Source organism: Aeromonas taiwanensis, from assembly GCF_000820165.1.
Classification (GTDB): domain Bacteria; phylum Pseudomonadota; class Gammaproteobacteria; order Enterobacterales; family Aeromonadaceae; genus Aeromonas; species Aeromonas taiwanensis.
Window position 1 is genome coordinate 33,461 of the sequence record NZ_CDDD01000056.1, and the last position, 22,051, is coordinate 55,511.

Sequence of the window (22,051 nt, forward strand, 5' to 3'; positions counted from 1 at the left end):
GGAATCATGACGTTATGGCTATCCCAACCCTGAACAATTACGCCATGCCCAGCCAGTGGAAGGCCAACAAGGTCGACTGGACCCTGGAACCCAAACGCGCCGCCCTGCTGATCCACGACATGCAGGAGTACTTCACCGCCTTCTATGGCGAAAACAGCCCGCTGATTGCGGCGCTCACCGAGCGCCTGGCCGCCGTGCGCAAGCAGTGCAAGGCCCTCGGCATTCCGGTCTTCTACACCGCCCAGCCCAAGGATCAATCCCCTGAAGATCGCGCCCTGCTCAATGACATGTGGGGCCCGGGTCTCAACAAACGGCCCGAGCAGCAGCAGGTAGTCGCAGCGCTGCGCCCGGAGCGTGACGACACCGTGCTGGTCAAGTGGCGCTACAGCGCCTTCCAGCGTTCCGAGCTGGAGCAGATGCTCAAAGAGTTGGGACGGGATCAGCTGATCATCGGCGGCATCTACGGCCATATCGGCTGCATGATGACCGCCTGCGACGCCTTCATGCGCGACATCCAGCCCTTCTTCCTGGCGGACGGGGTGGCGGACTTCTCCCTGGCCGATCACCAGATGGCGCTCGACTATGTGGCGACCCGCTGCGGCAAGGTGATCCGCTGCGAGGAGGTGCTGGCCCTTGCCCCGGCTTCCGCTTCTGCTGCCCAGCCCACCAATCCCTTGCTGACGTATGAGGGGCTCAAGGCACGGCTGCTGAGCCATATCGACGAGGATGAAGGGGAGTTTGACCCCGACGAGAACCTCATCGACTACGGTCTGGATTCGGTGCGGATCATGGCCCTGCTCACCGAGTGGCGCGCCGCCGGGGTGGAGCTCGGCTTCGTGGATCTTGCCAAGCTGCCGACCCTCAACGGCTGGTGGCGCCTCATCGAGGCCAGGCTGGCAGCCCAGGCGCTGGAGGTGACCCCATGAACCGCTTCCCCTTGACCATCCCCCAGCAGGGGCTCTGGTCCGGACATCTGCTCAACGATGACAAGGCGATGTTCAACACCGCCGAGTGCATCGCCTTCGACGGCAAGGTCGAGGCGGCCGTGCTGGCCGCGGCCCTTGCCAAGGCGGTGGGGGAGTGCGAGGCGCTCAAGGGCCATTTCGAGCAGGACGGTGAGGCGGTCTGCTTCGTCCCGGCCGAGCTGCCCATGGCCTATGAAGAGGTCTCCCTCGAGCGCGATGACGAGACGCTGGCCCGCGCCTGGGCCTGGGCCGATTTGCGCCGCCCGTTCGAGCTGACCCAAGAAGCGCCCTGCCGCTTCGCCCTGCTGCGCGGCCCCGGCCGCGATTATCTCTACAGCTGCGTGCACCACATTGCCCTCGATGGCTTTGGCACCACCTTGCTGTTCCAGCGCATCGCCGAGCTGTATGCAGAGGGGCTGGCCGGTGAGATGAACTCCCCATCCCCCTTCGGCTCGTTGGCTGAGGTGCTGGCGGAAGAGGCGAGCCGCGAGCTAAGCGGCAAGAGCGCCGCCGCCCGCGCCTTCTGGCAGGAGCAGCTGCAAGGCTGGCCCGAGGTAAAATCCTTTGGCGAGACCCGCGCGCCGATCGCGGCCGAATTTATCCGCGAGAGGCGTCCGCTGCCGGCGGCGCTCTGGCAATCTCTGACCGGCTTTGCCGACGAGCACAAGCTGGGCTGGCCCGATCTGCTGCTGGCCGGCCTCTCTGCCCAGCTGTCGCTGTCGAGCGGCCAGGGCCAGACCCTGCTCGGCCTGATGATGATGAACCGCATCGGCTCGGCGTCGCTGACCGTGCCCTGCATGCAGATGAATATCACCCCCCTGGCGCTGACACTGGGTGAAGAACTGGATCTGGCGGGAGCCGCCGGCGCCGTGGCCAAGGCCAAGCGCGGGGTGCGCAAACACCAGCACTACCGCTACGAGCTGCTGCGCCGCGACCTTGGTCTGGTGGGGGGCGACAAGCGCCTGTTCGGCCCGCTGGTCAACATCATGCCGTTCGATCACGCTCGCCGCTTCGGGCCGCTATCTGCCCATATTCTCAACATCAGCGCCGGCCCGGTGGAGGATCTCACCATCGAGGTGCAGGTCGGCGTCGATGGCCAGCCCAGACTGGATCTGGACGCCAACCCCGGCTGCTACTGTCAGGCGGATCTGGCTGCCATCGCCGATACCCTGTTTGCCCTGCTGGGGCGCTGGCTGGCCGAGCCCGCCCAGACTTTGGGGGCGCTCAAGGCCGACTGGCTGGCCGAGCAGCGCGCCAGCGCCCTGATCGCCGGCCCAGCCCATGAAGTGATCAAGGCACGACCGGTGCTGGAGGCACTCTGCCACTTCGCCGCCCGGACCCCGGACAAGATTGCCTTGATTCAGAGCACGGAGCAGGGAGAGACCCGCTTCAGCTACGAGGCGCTGCTGGCCAGAGCCGAACAGATGGCGGCCGCCCTGCAGGCCGAAGGCGTTGCCCCCGGCGACAAGGTGGGGGTCATGCTGGCCCGCACCCCCCAGGCCATCTTCGCCCAGCTGGCGGTGCTGCTGGCCGGCGCCGTCTACGTGCCGCTCGACCCCGAGCAGCCGCTGGAGCGCCAGGGCCATATTCTGCGGCTGGGGGAGGTCAAGACCCTGATCACCCAGGCCGAGTACCGCCACAAGCTGGCCAGCCTGTTAGAGGGACGCACGCTGCTGGCGGGGGATCTGGTAAGCGGCGATCGGCTCAACCAGCCGGCCGCCGGTCGCGCCGTCGCCTACCTGATGTTCACCTCGGGCTCGACCGGCCTGCCCAAAGGGGTGGCGGTGAGCCACGGCGCGCTGGATCATTTCGCCGCCGCGGCCCGCTGCCGCTACCACCTGGATGAAGAGGCGCGGATGCTGCAATTCGCCCCCTTCAACTTCGACGCCAGCATCGAGGAGGTGTTCGCCACCCTGAGCGCCGGCGCCACCCTGGTGCTGCGCACCGACGCCCTGCTGGAATCCATGCCCGCCTTTGCGGCCGGGGTGGAGCAGATGGGGATCACCCACCTCGACCTGCCCACCGCGTTCTGGAACGAGTGGGTGGTGGCACTGACGGCGGGTCAGGCCCACATTCCTGCCGGGCTTACCACCGTCATCATCGGCGGCGAGGCGGTCTACCCCGAGCAGCTGGCCCAGTGGCAGCGTCAGGGCCGATCCGATGTGCGCCTCTTCAACACCTACGGTCCCACCGAAACGACCGTGGTGGTGACCACCCAGGAGCTGCAGCAGGAATACCCAAACCAGGCCCAGTTGCCCATCGGCCTGCCGCTGCCCGGCATGCAGGCGCTCATTCTGGGGGCGGGGGAGCAACCTGCCGAGGAAGGCGAGCTGGTGCTGCTCGGCCCGCAGCTGGCCAACGGCTATGTGGGGGGCGTGCAAGGCAGCTTCGATACCTTGCGGGTTGGCGCGGAGCAGATGCCCGTCTATCGCACCGGCGATCGGGTACGCCTGGTGGCCGGCCGGTTGGTCTACCTCGGCCGGCGCGACAACGAATTCAAGATAAGCGGCTATCGCATCCAGCCCGGCGAGGTGGAGGCCCAGCTGCTGGCCCTGCCGGGGGTGGACGAGGCCTGCGTGCAGGGGGTGAGCATCGGCAGCGTGCGCCGGCTGGTGGCCTTCGTGGCGGGGCCGGAGCGCGACAGCCGGGTCATCAAGGCGCAGCTGGCCAGGGTGCTGCCTGCCGCCATGATCCCCACCGACTATCGCCACTATGATCAGCTGCCCCGCACCGGCTCCAACAAGCTGGATCGCAAGGCCCTGCTGGCCGCCTACCAGGCGGGCGGCGAAGCCCTGACCCTCGGCAGCGAGACCGAGAACCGGGTCGGCGCCATCTGGCAGCAGATCCTGGGGCTGGCCACCATGGCGCCCGCTGACAACTTCTTCGAACTGGGGGGCCAGTCCCTGCAGACCATCCAGATCGTCAACCGGCTCGGCGCCGAGTTCGGGGTGCAGGTCAAGGTCTCCGACGTGTTCGATCACCCGCGCCTCGACGATTTCTGCCGTTTCCTCGACGGCCTGCTTGCCGAGGACGAAGAGAGCGTGGAGATGGTGTGGTGATGGATAAGGAGCAACAAGCAATGGCCTTTGATTTCACTGGCAAGCGGGTCTGGGTGACCGGGGCCGGGCGCGGCATCGGCCGCGAGGTGGCAACGCAGTTCGCGGCGGCCGGCGCAATCGTGGTGGGGCTGGATCTGGCGTTTCCCGAAGCCGATTACCCCTATGCCACCCGGCTGCTCGATATTGGCGACTCGAAGGCGGTCAACGCCTGCTGCGCAGCGCTGCTGGCGGACGGTGGGCTGGATGTGCTGGTGAACGGGGCCGGGGTCTTGCGCCTCGGCCCCACCGAAACCTTAAGCGATGATGACTGGCACGACTGCATGACGGTCAACGCCAGCGGCGTCTTCTATCTGCTGCGGGCCCTGGTGCCCCACTTCAAGGAGCAGCGGCGCGGCGCCATCGTCACCATCGGCTCCAACGCCGCCCATGTGCCGCGCATGCAGATGGCGGCCTATTGCGCCTCCAAGGCGGCGGTCACCAGCCTGACCCAGACGGTGGGGCTGGAGCTGGCCCCCTTCGGCGTGCGCGCCAACCTGGTGTCGCCGGGCTCGACGGATACCCCCATGCTGCGCGGCATGCTGCCAAGCGAGGAGGCCATGGCCCGCACCATTGCCGGGTTGCCGGAGCAGTTCAAGCTCGGTATCCCCCTGCGCAAGGTAGCCACCCCGGCGGAGATCGCCCATACCGTCCTCTTCCTGGCCTCGGATCTGGCCAGCCACATCACGCTGCAGGATCTGGTCGTCGACGGCGGCGCCACCCTGAGTGCCTGAGGCTTGAGAAACAGATGAACAATATGATTTTGCTGTTGAAACGGCTGGACGGTCAGAGCGTGAAGCTCGCCCTGAATGAGAAGGGGCAGGACGGTTTTTCTTCCCATCGAGCCACGCCGGCTGTCTGAGGTACAGATGAACAATATGATTTTGCTGTTGAAACAGCTGGAACGGCAGGGGGTCAAGCTGGCGCTGAACGACAAGGGCCAGCTTATCTCCCAGTCGAGCAAGGAGGCGGTGACGCCGGCCATCGGCGCCACCATCAAGGCCCACAAGGATGAGCTGGTGCGCTGCCTGGCGGCCCGTGCCGCCTTCGAAGAACCTATCGTCGCCGAGGGGGCCTTGCAGGGGCCGCTCTCGTCGTCCCAGAGCGGGCTCTGGTTTATCGAGCAGTACGAGGAGGCCTCCCACCTCTACAATATGCCGGTCTACTTCAGAGTGAGCGGCGAGCTGGACACCGCGGCGCTGGAGTTTGCCTTCGACCACCTGTTTGCCCGCCACCCCAGCATGCGCATCCGCTTCATCAAGGACGAGGCGGGCAGGGGGGCGCAGGAGATCCTGCCCCACGTGCCCTTCACGCTGCAGATTGAGGACGTGAGCGCAGAGCCCGCAGCCGAGCGCGAGGCCTATGTGGCCAGGCGGGTGCGCGAGGAGATTGGGCGCCCCTTCTCCCTGACCCGGGGGGATCTCAGCCGGGTGCACCTTATTCGGCTCGGCAGCCGCGAGCACGTGCTGCTGATCACTCAGCACCACATCATCTCCGACGGCTGGTCGGTCAAGAACATGTTCGCGGACCTCAAGCGAGCCTTTCTTGCCCATCAGAACCGCGAGCCCCTGCAGGTGAGCGAGCTGCCGCTCACCTACATCGACTATGCCCGCTGGTTCAACTCGCCGCGTTTTCTCGATTATCACGCCGAGTTCAAGCCGTTCTGGGTCGACCGGCTCGGCGGCAGCCCCGAGGTGCACGGCCTGCCGCTCGACAAGCCGCGCCCGGCCCATCAGGACAGCGGCGGCGAGCTGGTCTTCTCCACCATCGACAACGATCTGTGGGAGAGCTTCAAGCGCCTCTGTCAGCGCCACAGCACCTCCAACTTCATCGGTCTGCACGCCCTGTTTGCCCTGCTGATGGTGCGCCAGAGCGGCGAGAAGGAGGTGGTGATCGGCACCCCGCTCGCCTATCGCGAGCGCCACGAGATCGAGTCGCTGGTGGGCTTTTTCGTCAATACGCTCGTGCTGCGCACTCAACTCAGCGGCAAGCCCAGCTTTGTCGATTATCTGCAGCAGTGCCGGGAGGAGGATCTGGCGGCCTTCGATCACCAGCTCTACCGTTTCGAGGCGCTGGCCGAGGCCATCGGCGCCGATCGCACTACTGCCATCAACCCCATCTTCCAGATCATGCTGGTCTATCAGGCCAAGGTGGACTTCAACGATCTTATCCCCGGTTGCCAGCTGGTGGAGGAGACTTCGCCTGTGCTGCCGGCCAAGACCGACATCTCGGTCAAGGTGACCGAGCTGATGGACTCCGTCAGGGTGGACTGGCTGTTTGCCACCGCCCTGTTCGAGCGAGAGACCATCCAGGCTCTTGCCGATCGCCTGCTGCACCTGATGCGCGTCGTGGTGGCGGCTCCCGAGACCGACATCTGGCAACTGCCGCTGGAGGCGGGCACCGACCAGGCCGCGATGGCCGCACAGCTTGCCGACCTGCCGCGGGATTACCCGAGCCGCGATACCCTGCTCTGTCATATCGAGCGGCGGGCCATGCAGTTGCCGGACGCGCTGGCGGTCAGCGACGGTGCGCAATCGTTGACCTATGGCGAGCTGGAGGTGCGTGCCAACCGGCTGGCCCACTGGCTGCAATCCTGCGGCGTTACCCCGGGCGCCGCCATCGGCATCCAGGCCAGGCGTGATGTCGCCTTCGTCATCGCCCTGCTCGCCTGCTGGAAGGCGGGGGCGGCCTATGTGCCGCTGGATCCTGCCTATCCCGCCGAGCGGCTGGCCCATATCCTGGGCGATGCCTCCATCAGCCTGGTGTTGGGGGGCGTGCCGGACCCGCGGCTTGGCGAGGCTATCAAGGGCACGACTGCCGAATATCACGATCTGTACCAGCTTACGCTGGACAAGATGCCAACCAGCACGCCCGCACTGCCTCGGGACGCTGCCATGCTGGCCCAGATCATCTACACCTCTGGCAGCACCGGCCTGCCCAAGGGGGTCATGGTGGAGCAGGGCAGCCTGGTCAACCTGATGGCGGATCACGGCGAGCGCATCGCCCTTGGGAAGGGTGGTGTCATGTTCAACTGCATGTCCCTCTCGTTTGATGCCGGTAACATGACCAGCTTGCTGCCGCTCTACTGCGGCGCGGCCCTGCACTTCGGCGAGCCGGGCGAGGGGGTGATCAGTGCCGCGATCGCTCGGGGTGCCAGCCATATGATTTTGCCGACCGCCTTGCTGGCGAACCTGCTGCCAGTGGCGGATCTCGGTTCCCTAAAGGCCATCGGCTTTGGCGGCGAGGCGTGCCCGAGCAGCCTGGTGGAGCGTTGGGGGGAGCGGGTGGCGCTGTTCAACATGTACGGCCCGACCGAATGCACCGTCACCGCGCTCTGCGCGCGGCTCACCCCGGGGGCGCCCATCACCATTGGTCGACCGGTCAACAACCTGAAGGCGCTGATCCTGGACGAGGCGGGCAACCTCTGCCCAGTGGGGGTCCCCGGTGAGCTCTGCCTGGCGGGGCTGGGGCTGGCTCGTGGCTACCTCAATCTGCCACAGCGCACCCAGGAGGCCTTTATCGAGCTGGCCTTTGATGCAACGAATGAGGATCGTACCCATCGCCTCTATCGCACCGGCGATCGGGCCCTGCTGCGCCGCGATGGCAACATCCAGTATCTGGGCCGGATAGACGAGCAGATCAAGCTGCGCGGCTATCGTATCGAGCCGGGGGAGATAGAGACCCGGCTTGCCGAATTGTGCCCGGCGATGCGCCAGATCAAGGTGGTGGTGCAGGAGGGGCGCCTGCTGGCGTATGCCTGTTTGCAGGCCGGGGCAAGGGAGCCCGACGGCGATGCCCTGCTGCAGCGGGCCGGCGAGTGTCTGCCTGAATACATGGTGCCGGCACGCCTCTGCTGGCTGCCCGAGATGCCGCTCACCCCCAACGGCAAGCTGGACTTGCGCCGCTTGCCCGCCATCGTCTGGCAGCAGAGCAAGGGCGAGCCGCAAAACGAACTGGAGCAGACAGTGCTTGCCATCTGGCAAGGGGTGCTCAAGCAACCGCTCGGGGTGGAGGATGACTTCTTCCGCTTGGGCGGTGACTCCATCCTCAGCATCCAGCTCACCACCCGGTTGCGGGATGCGGGGCTGCACTGCAGCGTGAAGGACGTGTTCGAAGCCAAGACGGTGCGCCGCCTCTGCCGCCAGCTCGGCCAGCAGCAAGCCGTCAGCCACAGGAGCGAGCAGGGCAGCCTGACCGGCGAGTTTCCGCTCCACCCCATTCAGCACTGGTTCTTCGAGCAGGGCTTTGCCAAGTCCGGTCACTGGAACCAGGGGGGGATCCTGCGCCTGCCGGCCGGGGTGGACGATGAGGCCCTGCGCGGCTGGCTGAATGCCCTGCGCCAGCACCACGATGCCCTGCGCCTGGCGGTGACCCCGGCCGGTCAGCGCTACCTGGCCGAACTGCTATTGCCGCCGCTGCCGACCCTGGATGCCGCCAATCTCGACGAGCCCGAACTGCAGGCCCGCCTGACCGAGCTGCAGGGAGAGCTCGACCCTGCCAGCGGCCACACCCTGGCCTGGGCCCGCCTGCGCAATCTATCCCTGGAGGGCGAGCAGGAGGGTGAGTGCGAGACGGTGGAGGGACTCTTCCTTGCCTTCCATCACCTGGTCATCGATGCGGTCTCCTGGCGCATTCTGGCCGAGGATCTGGCCCGGGTGAGCAGGGGCGAGCCGCTGCCCGCCAAGGGCAGCAGCTATCGCCAGTGGGGTGAGGGGCTCGCGGCCTACGCCAAACGGGAAGAGGATCAGCTTGGCTTCTGGCTGGCTCAGGGGGAAGGCAGCCAGGGTCACCTGCTGGAAGCGGCGCGTGCCACCGATGGCCGCGCCGCCGCCAGCCTGCTGCAACTGAGTCAGGAGACCACGGCTCGTCTCATCGACACCGCCAACCAGGCCTACTTCACCCGGGTGCCCGACCTGCTGCTGGCGGCGCTGACCCGTACCCTGAGCGAGCTCGGCTACGGCAGCCGTCACTGCGTGATGCTGGAAGGGCACGGCCGTGAAGCCATCGATGCTGAACTGGACGTGAGCCGTACCCTCGGCTGGTTTACCAGCACCTATCCGCTGGCGCTGGCGGATGCCAAGGAGTGGGATGCGCTGATCTGCGCCACCAAGGAGCAGCTGCGTGCCGTACCGGACAAGGGGGTGGGCTTCAACGCCCTGCGGCTGCACCACCCCCGTGGCTGGGCACTGCCCGAAGCCCTGGTGGTCTTCAACTACCTGGGGGTCAGCCATCAGGGCGATGCTGTTCAGCCCTGGCAACCCCTGCCGATGGCGCCGGGGGCACCCAGTTCCCCTGACAACCTGCCGCGGGAGCTGGTCAGTCTGCATGGGGGCGTGTTTGATGGCCGCCTCACCCTGCGCCAGGTCGGCGCCCTCAACCAGCAGGCGAGCGACGCCCTGATGGCGCGGCTGGCGGACAACCTGACGGCGCTGGTGGAGCACTGCTGCAACCTGAAGGCTCCACGCCACACCCCGAGCGACTTCCCGGGGATAGCTCTCTCGCAAGCTGCGCTCGATCGGGTGCTGAGCGGGCGCGAGGTGGAGACATTGCTGCCCATGACCTCGCTTCAGCAGAGCATGTTCCATCACAGGGCGCTGCTGCCCCGGGATCACGCCTATCACCTGCAGACCGAGATTGACTATCACCAGCCGCTGGACGTGGCAATCTACCGTCAGGCCTGGCAGGGACAGATCGCCCGCTGGTCGGCCCTTCGCAGCGAACTGGTGCTGGCGGACGGGGTGGCGCTGCAGCGCATCATGAAACGCGCCGAGCTGCCATTCCACTATGAGGACTTGTCTGAAGTGGAAAATGCAGAGGCCCGGGTCCAGGCCTACCGCCAGCAGGATTTGGCCCGCCCGATCCCGCTGGAGCAGGCGCCCCTGCTGCGCCTTGCCTGCTTCAAATTGGCCCCCGATCACCACAAGGTGATCTTCAGCGCCCATCACTGCGTGCTGGATGGCTGGAGCGGCCCCGTGTTGCTGGGCTCCCTGCATCGCGACTATCAGTCTCTCATGAACGGTTTGCTGCCCCAGCGCGAGCCGGATACCGCCTGGCTCGAATTTGGCCGCCATATCGCCAGCCAAGCCCGCAGCGCCGACGCCTACTGGCAGGGGCGGGGCGAGTTCTTGGCCAAACCCAACGATCTCGCCTGCCTGTTCGGGGTGACGCTGGACGCAGGCTCAAGCGGGCGCCATACCCAGCAGCGACCGGCGGTGTGCGCCACGGTGCTGCCGGCCGAGGTGGCGACCCTGCTCGCACGCCGTGCCCGCGACCTTGGGGTGACCGCTGGCCTGCTGGCCCAATATGCCTGGCACCGTCTGCTGGCACGCCGCTCTGGCGATGCCGTCACCCTGGTGGGCAACGTGACCCCAGGGCGGGATTATCCCATCGATGGGATCACCGCGAGCGTCGGGCTCTACATCAACAGCCTGCCACTGGCGCTGGCGTGGCGCACCGAGCTGACCCTGGCCGAGCATATCGCCCGGTTGCAGACCGATCTGATGGCGCTCAACGAGCACGGCACCCAGTCGCTGGCGGCGCTGACCAAAGGCCGGGCGCGTCTGTTCCAGAGCCTGTTCGTGTTCGAGAACTACCCCATGCCGGCGGCCCCTGTCGCCCCCGAACCTCACCAGCTGGTGCCGCGCTTTGGCACCGTGGTGGAGAAGGTGGAGCTGCCGCTCTCCTTGGTGGTCAGCAGCCGGGGTGAGACGCTCCAGCTGCGCCTCGAATTCGACGGCGAGCAGATCCCCGAGGCCCGGGCCGAGGCTGTGCTGGCTGACTGGCTGGCCGAGCTTGGCTGGCTGGCGCAGGCGGATCTGGGCCAGCCAGCCAGCGTGGCGGCGGCCGCGCCGTTCTCAGGGAGGGCGCAAGTGGCCGCCACACCATCGACTGTCACACAAGTGGCTGCCCCCGGCCTGGCTCAGCCGCCGACCGAGGCCCGCGCGCTGGTGGCCCTGTGGGAGCGCCAGTGCGGCGTGCTCGGCATCTGGCAGCAGACCTTGTGTGAGCTCGGGATAGATTCGGTGCAGCAGCTCGCCCTGCTGGCGGCCCTCAACGAGGCGTTTGGCCAGGAGCGGGCGCCGCTCACCCTGCAGACCCTCAAGGCCCATCCATCCCCCAGCCGACTCTATCTGCACTGGCTGGTGCGCCAAACGGAGGCCGCGCTATGACGGTGACCATCAAGCATAAGGCTCCGGCCGTGTCACCCCTGAGAGTCGCTCCCAAGGGGGCGGCCAAGCTGGGCGCGCGGTTTGCGGCATGTCTGGCCGCCAGCCCGCTGGCCCCCGCCATCCGTATGGGTGGGGAGGGCATCAGTGAGGGCGGATCAGATGAGCAGTGGCTCAGCTACGGCGCGCTCAATGATCGGGTGGCCCGGATTGCCGCTCGCCTGCAGGGGCTGGCGGTGGGGGAGCGGGTCGGCCTCTATCTCTCCCGCAGCCCCGATCTGGTGGCCAGCCTGCTGGCCTGCCTGCGCCTCGGCCTCACCTTCGTGCCCCTTGAGCCGGACTTTCCGGTGGAGCGGCTGCAGGGGATCGCCCGCCAGGCGCGCCTGTCGGCGGTGATCTGCGACGGCGACAGGCCGGCTCCCGCCTTCGGTTGTCCGCTGCGCACCCTCGATGGGCCGGCAGCGGCAGGGGCCGTTTCCTGGCCCCAGGTGGATGACGCCCTGGCCGCCTACATGATGTTCACCTCGGGCTCCACCGGCGAGCCCAAGGGGGTGGTCATCAGCCGGCGGGCCCTGCTCTGCTTCCTCGACGGGATCCGCGAGCGGCTCGGACTCTCACCGAGCTGCCACTGGCTCTTTATCACCACCCCGGCCTTCGACATCTCCCTGCTGGAGATGCTGGGGCCGCTCTGGGGGGGTGGCCGGTTGACGGTGGCAGGCAATCAGCACAACAAGGATCCGCTGGGGATGCAGGCCTTGCTCGAGGCCGACCCCTCCATCAACTGGCTGCAGGCCACCCCGGCCTGCTGGCGCATGCTGCTCAAGGCGGGCTGGCAGGGGCGCGATACCCTCACCGCCCTGTGCGGCGGCGAGGCGCTGGACGCAGGTCTGGCCGAGCAGCTCTGTGCCCGCACCCGGCGGCTGTGGAACTGCTATGGGCCGACCGAGGCCACCGTCTGGTCCCTGGTGAGCGAGGTGCGCTGGCCACCGACTGATGGCCAGATCACCATAGGTCACAGCCTGCCCGGCTATCGGCACTGGGTGCTGGACGAGGCGGGGCAGCCAGTGGCAGAAGGGGAGTGCGGCGAGCTCTGTATCGAGAGCCCGGCCCTGTGCGAGGGGTACTGGCGCAAGCCGGCCTTGACGGCGGCGGCCTTCCTGCTGGTCGATGTCCATCGCCTCTATCGCACCGGCGATCGGGTGCGGCGGCTGGGGGCGGATCGCTTCCTCTATCTGGGACGGCGCGACGATCAGGTCAAGCTGCGGGGCTTTCGCATCGAGCTCGGCGAGGTGGAGGCGGGGCTGCGCCGCCAGGCCGGGGTGCAGGAGGCCGCGGTGCGTCTGGTGGGCGAGGGGGACGAGGCCATGCTGGTGGGCTATGTGGAGGCGAAAAGCGGGGTGACCCTTAATCGCCTCGCCCTGCGCAAGGGGCTGCAGGCGACGCTGCCGCACTACATGGTGCCGGCGCGGCTCATTCTGCTGGATGCCCTGCCCAAGACCGGCAGCGGCAAGCTGGACAGAAAGGCGCTGCCCTTGCCGGAATAAATGGCTGTCTGAGTGGACGTTGAAAGCCATGGATAAAAAAGAAGCCCGCATAATGCGGGCTTCTTGTTGGCCGTCAACCGGGGGGCTTAGTGAGCGATGGGGGCCGCATCCGGTTTGGTCAGCAGCTGTTCGACGTCGTCGATCACCTTGAGGGCCGCCTGGGGGCCGCCGGTGGAGGTCCAGAGGGACCCGTCCACGGCGCCGAAGCGCTTGTGCTTGATGGCGCCGAGCTGCTGGAAGGCCGGGGTCTGCTCGGCCTGCGTCATGGCATCCACCGCATCGCCGCTGGTGCTGAGGGTGCCGATCACGAGCCAGTCGCCATCCAGCAGGTTGAGGGACTCGAGACTGAGGGCCGGGGAGTGGGGACTCTTGTCACCTATCTGGTGGGCAGGGCGGGTGAGCCCCATCTCGGTGACCACGCTGCTGGCGAAGGTGCCGCCGTGCATGTAGCTCGGCCCCTTGGGGTTCCAGCGCACTATGCTCATCTGCTCCCCCTGATGCTGGGCGAGCTTGCTGCGGGCCTCCGCCAGGCGGGCCTCATACCGGGTGAGGAAGGCCTTGGCCTCGGCGCTGCGGTTCATCGCGTCGGCGCTGCGGCCAAACACGGTTTTCCAGGGCTCGCCCCAGTTGCCGGTGACGACGGTGGGGGCTATCTCCTGAAGCAGGGCCAGGAGCTCGGGCTTGGTCTGGCCGGTGAGGATGAGGTCGGGCGCGAGATCGATGAGTTTCTCCAGGTTGGGGTTGTCCAGATCCCCGACCACGGCGATCTCCTTGCCCGCCATGTCCAGCAGATAGCGGGGCAGGGTGGACTGGCCGCGACCATTGACGGTGCCGACCGGTTGCACCCCCAGGGTCAGGGCGCTGTCGAGATCGAGCTCGCTCAACACCACGACGTGCTGGGGGTCATCGGGGACGGTCTGGGACTGGCCGTTGGCATCGAGCACCTGGCGAGTGCCGGCCTGGGCCTCAAAGCCGATCAGGCTCGTCAGCATGAGCGCGGCGGCCAGGGGGGAGAAGATCTTCATGGTGACATCCTTATGGGTGAAATCGGTGGCGCAGGGGGCTTGTGGGTAATGCCCGGGGCCGCCAGACCAAGCTCCAAATGAGCTGGCACATGCTACCACAAAGCAAGTGAGAAACGTTGTCATTTGTATTTATGGCGTGGCATCGGCTTGCTTTGGTACTATCGCAGGCCCATGCCAGGAGCCTTTGATGTTGCCTCTTCCCCCCTCTCTCGACGGGCCCTTTGTCCGTCAATCCGATGCCTTTTTCATGCCGGGACGGGCTGACATCCCCCTCTACCGGATCTGCTTCGATCCCGCCGCCTTCTCGCCGGACGGCTTTGGGGAACAGGGCATCACCCTACCGCCGTCATTGCAGGGCGCCGCCCCCAAGCGCCTCGGGGAGTTTCTGGCGGGGCGCCTCGCGGCCCGGGAGGCCTTGCGCCCCTTTGATCTGGCGGAGCATCCTGTGGCTATCGGGGCTGCCCGCGAGTCACTCTGGCCTGCGGGGCTGGAGGGCAGCATCAGCCACAGCGTGCTTTCGGGGGAGGGGGTGGCCCTGTGTGCGGTGCGCCCGGGCAAGGGCGGGCTGGGCCTGGATCTGGAAGCCTGGCTCGAGGATGCGCAGGCATGCACGCTCTGGCCCGGTATCGTCGATGAGGAAGAGTGGGGACGGCTGGCCGCGGGGGCCGCTACCGCCGGGCTGACCCTGGTAGAGGGGCTGACCCTGGTGTTCTCCGCCAAGGAGAGCCTCTTCAAGGCGCTGTATCCCAGGGTGGGGCGTTACTTCGACTTTCTCGACGCCCGCTGGCTCGCCATGACGTCCCAGACCCTCGCCCTGGAACTAAAAACCCCGCTGACGCCGGCCCTGCCCGCCCGTTGGTGCGCCACCCTGCACTGGCAAGCCCTGCCGGGGGGCGTGATCAGTCTGCTGGCGCTTTGAGCCATCAAAAAAAAACCGCCGTGATGGCGGTTTTTTACTGTCTGTCTCAGGCCCGTTGCCTGTCCGCCCCGGTGTGCGCCAGGTGCACCTCTTGGCCATGGCGCCGGCGGGGCACGATGACCGGGGCCCCGTCGCCGGGGGCGTGCAGTATGTCCACGTCGGTCTGGTAGAGGCGATCAATCAACGGCTTGGTCACCACCTCCCGGGCCGGGCCCATGGCCTGGATGCCGCCATCTCCCAGCGCGATCAGCTCGTCGCAGTAGCGGGCGGCGGTGGCGAGATCGTGGATGACGATGAGCACCGTCTTGCCTTCGGCGGCGACCCGGTGGATGGCCTCCATCACCTCGGTCTGGTGGCCTATGTCGAGCGCGCTGGTGGGTTCATCCAGCAAGATGATGTCCGCGTCCTGGGCCAGCACCATGGCGAGCCAGACCCGCTGGGCCTGGCCGCCGGACAGCGAACTGGCGCTCTGGTGCCAGATGGCATCGAGCTGCATCCGCTCCCGGGCCCAGCGCACCATGTGGGCATCCTCGTCGCTCCACTGATTGAACCAGCCCTGGTGGGGGTGGCGACCGTACTGCACCAGCTGCTCGACCCGGATGCCGGGGGGGACCAGGGGGCGCTGGGGCAGGTAGGCGAGCTCCCGGGCCAGGGCCTTCATGCCGTAGCTCGACAGGGGCTTGCCCTTGAGCAGGATCTCCCCGGACTGGGGCTGCTCCTGGCCCGCCAGCAGTTTGAGCAGGGTGGACTTGCCGCCCCCGTTGGGACCGACGATCCCCACCAGCTTGCCCCGGGGGAGGGAGAAGGAGATCTCCTCGAAGATGGTCTTGTGCTGGTAGCCGAAATGGAGGCGATTCACGGTGAGCGTCATCAGGCGGCCCTCGGTCTGTGATGAAAAAGGAAAAATGGCATGGTCAGTCGGCCTTCTGGCGGTCTTTGACCAGGATGAAGAGCAGCAGCAGGCCACCGAGAATGCGGGTCATGATGCCGGTGGCCACCTCGTGGGGGCTGGCCAGCACCCGCACCAGGGTGTCGCTGGCGAGCAGCATCAGGGCGCCGCACAGGGCCGCAATCCAGAGCGGCACGATGCGATCCCGGCTGAGCCAGGAGGCGAGGATGGGGGCGGCCATGGCGATGAAGACCACGGGGCCGCCGATGGCGGTGCCGAGGGCCGCCACGACGATGGCCTGGGCCAGCACCCCGAGCTGTACCCGGTTCACATTGACCCCGAGGGTCCTGGCGGTGACGGGGCCGAGGCGCAGCACCCCGAGGGCGCGGGAGAGAGAGAGGATCCAGGGGCAGACCAGCAGGATCAGGATCCCCACCGGCAGCACAGTGTTGTAGCCCTGGCCGACGAAGTTGCCCATGTTCCACAGGTAGAGGCTGGTGAGGTGCACCAGGGACTGGGTGGACATGACGAACTGGCCGACGGCGTTCATCAGCTCCGAGACGCCGATGCCGATCACCACGAACAGGTAGCCCTGCTCCCCCGGCTTGTTGCACAGGGCGTAGAGCACGACGGCGGCAAACAGGGCGCCGAAGGGGGCGGCCCACCAGGGCCAGGTGCCCAGAGTCAAGTAGAGGGAGAAGACGATGATGGCAAGGGATGCCCCCTCGTTGACCCCGATCATGTCCGGGGTGGCGAGGCGGTTTCGCACCAGGGTCTGCACCAGGCAGCCGGAGAGGCCCATGGCGGCCCCCGCCACCAGCACGGCGACGATGCGCGGCAAGCGGATCTTGAACACGGTCACCTGGTCGAGGCGGCTCCCCTCCCCGAGCAGGGTCTGGATCACCCCGGCCATGGTGAGCTTGCCCGAGCCCAGGGTGAGGGCCAGCAGGGAGAGCAGGGTGAGGGCGACCATGAGCCCGAGTGTGAGCCACCAGGCGCGGCGCTCCAGCAGCAGGCTGTGGCGACCGAGGCGCAGGCAGAGGGTGCCGCTGGGGGAGGCGTCATGATGGGGGGCACGGATCTGGGAGTCATGCATGGGAGATCACCTTATTTGACGGCCAGCAGGGAGCGGAAGCCGCCGCTGCGCACCACCAGGATGAGCACGGGGGCGCCGATGAGCGCCAGAATGACGCCGTTGGGCAGCTCGAACGGCTGGATCAGCCAGCGGGCCAGGATGTCGGCACCGAGCAGGAAGAGCACCCCGAACAGGGCGGAGAAGCGCACCTGGATGGCGAGGCGCACCGGCTCCACCAGGCGGGCGCAGTAGGCGGCGAGGAAGCCGACGAAGCCGATGGGGCCGGCGATGGCGATGGCGCAGGCGGTGAACAGGGTGGCGGCCAGCAGCACGCCGATGCGCACCCGGGTCGGCCGGATGCCGAGCGCCTGGGCCTGGTTGTCCCCCATTTGCATCAGGGTGAGCTGACGGCACAGCGCCAGGGTCAGCAGCAGGGCGGCCAGCGCGAAGGGCACCACGGTCAGCACCGAATCCAGGCTAGAGGCAGCCAGCGACCCCAGGTTCCAGAAGCGGAACTGCTCCAGCACCACCCGGTTCGAGAGCAGCAGGAAGTTGGAGAGGCCGCCGAAGGTGGCGGAGAGGGCGACCCCCACCAGGATGAGCTTGAGGGGGTTGGAGCGCCCCACCATGAGGCCGAGGCCGAGCACGATGAGGTTGCCGAGCAGGGCCCCCATGCCGGACCAGAGCAGGTAGCCATAGGCGGACTCGACCCCGAACCAGGTGAGGCCGATGACCAGGGCGAAGACGGCGCCGGCGTTGACCCCGAGCAGGCCGGGCTCGGCCAGGGGGTTGCGGGTGGCGCTCTGCAGCATGGAGGCGGCGAGCGCGAGGCAGACCCCCACCACCAGGGCTGCCAGGGTACGCGGCAGTCGCAGGGTATGCACTATCATGGCGAGTTTCTCGTCGGCCACGAAGGCGGGGTCGCCCAGCAGGAAACCGGCGACCTCGCGGCCACCATAGACACCGGCCCCGGTGGCCAGTGACAGACAAATCAGCAGGAGGAGAAGCAGCATGCCGAGCCAGAACAGCCGAGCTTGGTATCCGAGCACTCAATGACTCCTTGAATTCGGGGAAGCAGAAACGCAAAAAGGGAGCCCCGTTGCCGGAGCTCCCGCAGCGGGGGGATTACAGCTTGTAATCGACCCCGGCGTAGACGGTACGACCTTCCAGGATGAAGTCGGCGTCGGTGGCCACCTCGTCACGCTGGGTATTGGTGAGGTTGGTGATGCCGAGCTTGAAGTCCAGGGCCGGGGTGACGGTCCACTTGGTGTTCACGTCCAGGGTCTGGTAGTGCTTGGAGGTGAACGCCTGGGCGTTGCGGGCCGGCACCTTGATCACCTGGCTGCCCACGTACTGCCAGGCCAGGTTGGCGCTGACCAGGTCGCTCGCCTGCCAGTCCAGGCCGATGTTGCCGGTGTGATCCGGGGTCTTGGCCAGATCGTCGCCTGTGCTCTTGTCCTCGGAGTCCAGCAGGGTCAGGTTGCCGGTCAGCTGCACGTTGTCCAGCACGTCGACCCAGCCGGTCAGCTCCAGCCCCTTGATACGGGCCTTCTTGACGTTGAGGTAGGTCATCACGCTCGGACGGTAGCCCGGGCCCCACTGATCGCTCTGGATCAGATCCTCGATGTCGTTGTGGAAGCCGGTCACCCCGGCCCCGAAGCGATCGGCCTCGTAGGCGGTGCCGAGCTCGTAGCTGACGGCGGTTTCCGGCTTCAGCTCCGGGTTGCCGATCACCTTGCAGGCGCCGCGGCAGGCGGTGGTGGCGAAACCTTCGCTGGACTGGGCCAGGGTCGGCGCCTTGAACGCCTTGCCGACGCCACCCTTGAGCACCCACTCGTCGGTCAGGGTGTAGAGGGCATAGGCGCGCGGGCTGAACTCGTTGCCGTAGGTCTCGTGGTGGTCGAGGCGACCGGAGAGGGTCAGGGCCAGATCGCCGAAGCCGAACTCGTCCTGCAGGTAGAGGGCACTCTGGCTCGCATCCACGCTGCCGCTCGTGATGTTGCGGCTGTGCTCCAGCTCGGTCTTGCGCAGCTCTGCGCCTGAGGTGAGCAGGTGATCCCCGAGGTAGCCGCTGACCTGGCCATCCACGGTGTGGTTGGTCTGGGTGATGTCGGCGGCGCCACCGTTGAGCTGGGAGTCGTCCATCAGGTCGGTCTGCTCGAAGTAGTAGCGGGCCCGGCTGTCGAAGTGCTCCCAGCGGCCGTTGTGGGTGACCCCCAGGCTCAGGCGATCCAGCTTCTGCACGTTGTGGGGAGTGGCCGGTGCGGTCGCGGCGCGGGGCACGTTGTTGAAGTAGCTGTCCATGTCGTTCTGGTTGTAACCCAGATCGAAATCGATGTCCTGGTTGTCGGCCACCAGCCACTTCAGGCTGGAGAGCACGTTGACCACTTCCCGTTTTTCCAGGGCGTCGGCATCCGGGTTGTTGGACTGTTCGCTCTTCCAGCGGTCGCGTTGATAGCCTTCCACCACCACGCTGCCCAGCAGCTTGTTGTCGATGAGGGCGCCGGAGACGAAGGCGCTGCCCTGGTTGGCGTTACCGCCATCCCCCTTGGTGGGCATGGTGTGGGTGTAGCCGACGGCCGCCTCGGTCTTCTCCCTGGCCTGGCGCAGGATCACGTTGACCACGCCACCCAGGGCATCGGCCCCGTACAGGGAGGAGACGGGACCGCGGATCACCTCGATGCGCTCGATGGCAGCCATGGGGATGGAGCTGAGATCGAAGTCGTTGCCAAAGGAGCTGCCCAGGGTCTCGCGGGCGTTGACCCGCTTGCCGTTGACCAGCAGCAGGGTGTAGTCGCCCCCCATGCCACGGATCTTGATCTCGTTGCGACCCGTGGGGTTGGTGGCAATGATGTTGACGCCCGGCACGTGCTTGAGGGCATCGCCGATGTTGTTGACGTTCATCTTGTCCAGATCGGCGCGGGTCACCACGGAGACGCTGGCCGGGGCGGAGAACTCGGTGTGCTTGGTCTGGGTGGCGGTGACCACCATGGTCTCGTTGGCCTTGACCGATTCTGCCTGGGCCAGGCCCGGGACGGCCAGCAGGCCGAGGGAGAGCAGGATCGGGTTCAAGCGAAATACGCCATGCTGCAACTGCATTGTCAAAACTCCATGAATAAAACCGAGGTTACGGGGTTGGGCAAGGTGGGCCCGGGTGCTCACTGACTTCCTTGTCTGGCAGTGCCAGAGGCAGGATTGTTGTTATCTCTTGTGCTCTTCAGGCCGCGGATGAGGAGCCAGACACCGGCGCAGGCCAGCAGGCCGCAGGCGATGTTGATCCAGGCCAGGGTGGCGAAGCCGTGGAGGGCGCCGCGCTCGTCCGACACCAGGTATCGGGCGGAGAGCAGGCTGCCAACCCCGGCAGCCACATTGGTGACCGTGCCCTGGAAGGACATGAAGGCGGCGCGCTGGTGGGGGGCCGGAATGGCCGCCGTGATCGCGAGGGTGGTGCTGGCGCGGGCCGAGCTCAGCGCCATGAAAAGGGTGAACAGCAGGTAGACGGGCAGGCCCGCCGGCAGGGCGAAGCCAAGCAGGGTGACCAGGGCCAGCAGCAGGCTGGTGATCAGGATGGCCCCCTGGGCCCGGCCGCTATCAATCCAGCCGCCGCACAGGCGCATGGTCCCCATGCTGGCGAGGCCGCCGCACAGATAGAGGGCTGCGATCTGCTCGCGGGGGAAGGCGAGGTTGAACTGGAAATAGTTCGCAAAATGCGGGATCAGCAGGAAGTGGCCGAACATCTGCAAGCAGAGGATTGCGAGGGCGCCCTGGCAGAGCGGTGAACCCAGCAGCTGGCGCAGCCCCTGGCCATGGGGGGCGCGGTTGACCGGCAGGGACGGCAGCCAGATGGCGCAGAGCAGGGCCAGCAGCAGGCCGCAGGCACCGAATAGCAGGAAGGGGCTCTGCCAGCCGAGCCACTGGGCCAGGGTCAGGGCGACGGGCACCACCAGGATGGCGGCCAGGGAGAACGCCATGCCCACGTAGGCGAGGCGGCGTCCGCGCTCGCTTGGGGGCACCAGATCCAGCACCGCCGCCATCAGGATGGCGGAGAGCGGCCCGGCCACGCAGCCTGACAGGATGAAGAGCACCAGCAGGGTCTGGCTCTCCTCTGCCCAGGCGCAGGCCATCAAGAGCACGAAGCGCAGGGTGAGCAGCGCCAGCAGGGCGGGTTTGCGATTGACGCGATCGAGCCAGGGGGCGGCGATGAGCCCCATCAGGGCGGCGGCCAGGGTGGCGCCGCCGCTGAAGTCTCCGGTCTGCTCCGGCAGCATCCCCAGGCTCGTCACCAGATCCGGCCCAAGGGGCATCACCATCATCATGCTGCCCATGGAGAGCATGTTGATCAGCAGCGCCAGATGGATGGCTGCAGGGGTGGAGACGACGGATTCTGGCTTCATCAGAGGCTGACTCGAAAAAATGAGTCCGAATTGTATCCGAGGGTTTTTGATGTGACAACAAATGATAACCATTTTTATTTGTATTGAGTGGTTCCTCAATGAGTCTTTCGCACGGGGCTGCTTCAGGGCCCAAAGAAGGGGGCACTCGAACCGCTCATTGCATTCGCGGTGTCATGGCCCATGATGGCAAGGTGCAACGATCACGACGAAGAGGGAGAGGTGATGATGAGAGTCTGGCGAGGGTGCTGGGTGCTGTGCTGCTGCGGGCTCTGGGCACTGCCCCTGCGGGCCGAGGTGAAGGTGGTGCCTGTCTTCGAGGCCGAGGCCATGGTGCAGACCCTGAAGGAGCTGTATCCGGATCTGGGGGTGAGCGCCATGGGCAACCAGCTGGTGCTGAGCGGCAGCGCGGCCCAGTTGCAGGAGGCGGAAGCGATCCTGAACCAGCTCAACCAGCCCCCCCAGAGCCTGCTGATCGAATGGCGGGTTGACGGTGCCTCCAGCAGCGGGCAGGCGGGGATAGGCATTGGCAACGACAATCGCAAACGTCAGTGGCTGATAGAGGGAGGGGCCCGGGATTACCAGCGCACCCAGCAGGACAACTGGCGGGTGCGCGGTCTCTCGGGGCGGCCCGTGCTGTTGCAGATGGGCTCTTATCGGCCGGTCACCTTCTACCAGTGGCAGGGGGGGCGGGTGGTAGGCATGATGCCGCTGGTGAGCGGTCTCTACGCCACCGCCACCCTGATAGGAGACAGGGTGCAGGTGGCGCTCAGCAGCGAGCAGGCGAGGCTGGAGCGGGGCAACATACGCACCGGCCAGAGCGCCACCGAGGTGAGCGGGGCGCCGGGCCAGTGGTTGACGGTGGGGGAGCTTTCCACCACCGGAGGAAGTCAGGAAGCTGGGCTCTCCAATCCATCAGGCATCGGGGTGAGCCGTGACAGCGAGCGCCAGACCCTGCAGATCCGGGTCACGCGCCAGTAAA

The 22,051-nt window shown here is 66.8% G+C and carries 13 protein-coding genes; 7 read left to right on the plus strand and 6 right to left on the minus strand.

Annotated features, from left to right (window positions below):
• Positions 1–14 precede the first annotated feature (14 nt).
• The 5 genes from amoB (at position 15) to amoH (ending at position 12,770) form a co-directional block, all read left to right on the plus strand.
• Positions 15–926, plus strand: coding sequence for an amonabactin biosynthesis bifunctional protein AmoB (gene amoB, locus BN1136_RS09385; RefSeq protein ID WP_043761217.1), 912 nt, complete (start codon positions 15–17; stop codon positions 924–926).
• Entirely contained in the window at positions 923–4,024 is a 3,102-nt protein-coding gene (gene amoF / locus BN1136_RS09390) for an amonabactin biosynthesis non-ribosomal peptide synthetase AmoF (RefSeq protein WP_043761215.1), read from the plus strand. Before amoB ends, amoF begins: the two co-directional genes overlap by 4 nt.
• 20 nt (positions 4,025–4,044) lie before the next feature.
• Positions 4,045–4,794, plus strand: a complete 750-nt coding sequence (gene amoA / locus BN1136_RS09395; RefSeq protein ID WP_043761212.1) for an amonabactin biosynthesis protein AmoA — start codon at positions 4,045–4,047, stop codon at positions 4,792–4,794.
• A gap of 135 nt (positions 4,795–4,929) precedes the next feature.
• Complete coding sequence (gene amoG, locus BN1136_RS09400; RefSeq protein ID WP_043761210.1) at positions 4,930–11,229, plus strand: amonabactin biosynthesis non-ribosomal peptide synthetase AmoG; 6,300 nt, start codon at positions 4,930–4,932, stop codon at positions 11,227–11,229.
• Positions 11,226–12,770 (plus strand): amonabactin biosynthesis glycine adenylation protein AmoH, encoded by a 1,545-nt coding sequence (gene amoH, locus BN1136_RS09405; RefSeq protein ID WP_043761208.1) that lies wholly within the window; start codon positions 11,226–11,228, stop codon positions 12,768–12,770. The genes amoG and amoH overlap by 4 nt, the downstream gene beginning before the upstream one ends.
• An 86-nt stretch (positions 12,771–12,856) precedes the next feature.
• Here the strand turns inward: amoH and BN1136_RS09410 are convergent, their stop codons facing one another.
• Positions 12,857–13,795, minus strand: coding sequence for an ABC transporter substrate-binding protein (locus tag BN1136_RS09410; RefSeq protein ID WP_043761205.1), 939 nt, complete (start codon positions 13,793–13,795; stop codon positions 12,857–12,859).
• A 187-nt stretch (positions 13,796–13,982) separates the two neighbouring features.
• Here BN1136_RS09410 and BN1136_RS09415 point away from each other — a divergent pair, with 187 nt between their 5' ends.
• Positions 13,983–14,714, plus strand: coding sequence for a 4'-phosphopantetheinyl transferase family protein (locus tag BN1136_RS09415; RefSeq protein WP_043761203.1), 732 nt, complete (start codon positions 13,983–13,985; stop codon positions 14,712–14,714).
• A 46-nt stretch (positions 14,715–14,760) separates the two neighbouring features.
• Here the strand turns inward: BN1136_RS09415 and BN1136_RS09420 are convergent, their stop codons facing one another.
• The 5 genes from BN1136_RS09420 to BN1136_RS09440 all read right to left on the minus strand — a co-directional run bounded on the left by BN1136_RS09420 (position 14,761) and on the right by BN1136_RS09440 (position 21,072).
• On the minus strand, positions 14,761–15,585 hold the full coding sequence (locus BN1136_RS09420; protein ID WP_043761201.1) for an amonabactin ABC transporter ATP-binding protein: 825 nt from the start codon (positions 15,583–15,585) through the stop codon (positions 14,761–14,763).
• Between the two features lie 43 nt (positions 15,586–15,628).
• Positions 15,629–16,699 (minus strand): amonabactin ABC transporter permease subunit 1, encoded by a 1,071-nt coding sequence (locus BN1136_RS09425; RefSeq protein WP_043761197.1) that lies wholly within the window; start codon positions 16,697–16,699, stop codon positions 15,629–15,631.
• Positions 16,700–16,710: 11 nt separating this feature from the next.
• Positions 16,711–17,691 carry an amonabactin ABC transporter permease subunit 2 gene (locus tag BN1136_RS09430; protein ID WP_081843770.1) on the minus strand — a complete coding sequence of 327 codons (981 nt, stop codon included), beginning with the start codon at positions 17,689–17,691 and terminating at the stop codon, positions 16,711–16,713.
• Between the two features lie 112 nt (positions 17,692–17,803).
• Complete coding sequence (locus BN1136_RS09435) at positions 17,804–19,777, minus strand: siderophore amonabactin TonB-dependent receptor (RefSeq protein WP_043761195.1); 1,974 nt, start codon at positions 19,775–19,777, stop codon at positions 17,804–17,806.
• Between the two features lie 59 nt (positions 19,778–19,836).
• Positions 19,837–21,072: an MFS transporter gene (locus BN1136_RS09440; RefSeq protein WP_043808419.1), complete on the minus strand. Its 1,236-nt coding sequence runs from the start codon at positions 21,070–21,072 to the stop codon at positions 19,837–19,839.
• 225 nt (positions 21,073–21,297) lie between these two features.
• Between BN1136_RS09440 and BN1136_RS09445 the strand changes: the two genes are divergently transcribed.
• On the plus strand, positions 21,298–22,050 hold the full coding sequence (locus BN1136_RS09445; RefSeq protein ID WP_043761424.1) for a hypothetical protein: 753 nt from the start codon (positions 21,298–21,300) through the stop codon (positions 22,048–22,050).
• Position 22,051: the final 1 nt, after the last annotated feature.

What these genes read in the sequence shown, in the direction of transcription:
- BN1136_RS09425 (WP_043761197.1), bottom strand. Translation starts at nt 16,699, where the DNA reads ATGCATGACTCCCAGATCCGTGCCCCCCATCATGACGCCTCCCCCAGC.
- BN1136_RS09415 (WP_043761203.1), top strand. Translation starts at nt 13,983, where the DNA reads ATGTTGCCTCTTCCCCCCTCTCTCGACGGGCCCTTTGTCCGTCAATCC.
- BN1136_RS09430 (WP_081843770.1), bottom strand. Translation starts at nt 17,691, where the DNA reads ATGCTGCTTCTCCTCCTGCTGATTTGTCTGTCACTGGCCACCGGGGCC.
- amoA (WP_043761212.1), top strand. Translation starts at nt 4,045, where the DNA reads ATGGCCTTTGATTTCACTGGCAAGCGGGTCTGGGTGACCGGGGCCGGG.
- amoB (WP_043761217.1), top strand. Translation starts at nt 15, where the DNA reads ATGGCTATCCCAACCCTGAACAATTACGCCATGCCCAGCCAGTGGAAG.
- BN1136_RS09410 (WP_043761205.1), bottom strand. Translation starts at nt 13,795, where the DNA reads ATGAAGATCTTCTCCCCCCTGGCCGCCGCGCTCATGCTGACGAGCCTG.
- BN1136_RS09420 (WP_043761201.1), bottom strand. Translation starts at nt 15,585, where the DNA reads ATGACGCTCACCGTGAATCGCCTCCATTTCGGCTACCAGCACAAGACC.
- BN1136_RS09445 (WP_043761424.1), top strand. Translation starts at nt 21,298, where the DNA reads ATGAGAGTCTGGCGAGGGTGCTGGGTGCTGTGCTGCTGCGGGCTCTGG.
- BN1136_RS09435 (WP_043761195.1), bottom strand. Translation starts at nt 19,777, where the DNA reads ATGCAGTTGCAGCATGGCGTATTTCGCTTGAACCCGATCCTGCTCTCC.
- amoF (WP_043761215.1), top strand. Translation starts at nt 923, where the DNA reads ATGAACCGCTTCCCCTTGACCATCCCCCAGCAGGGGCTCTGGTCCGGA.
- BN1136_RS09440 (WP_043808419.1), bottom strand. Translation starts at nt 21,072, where the DNA reads ATGAAGCCAGAATCCGTCGTCTCCACCCCTGCAGCCATCCATCTGGCG.
- amoG (WP_043761210.1), top strand. Translation starts at nt 4,930, where the DNA reads ATGAACAATATGATTTTGCTGTTGAAACAGCTGGAACGGCAGGGGGTC.
- amoH (WP_043761208.1), top strand. Translation starts at nt 11,226, where the DNA reads ATGACGGTGACCATCAAGCATAAGGCTCCGGCCGTGTCACCCCTGAGA.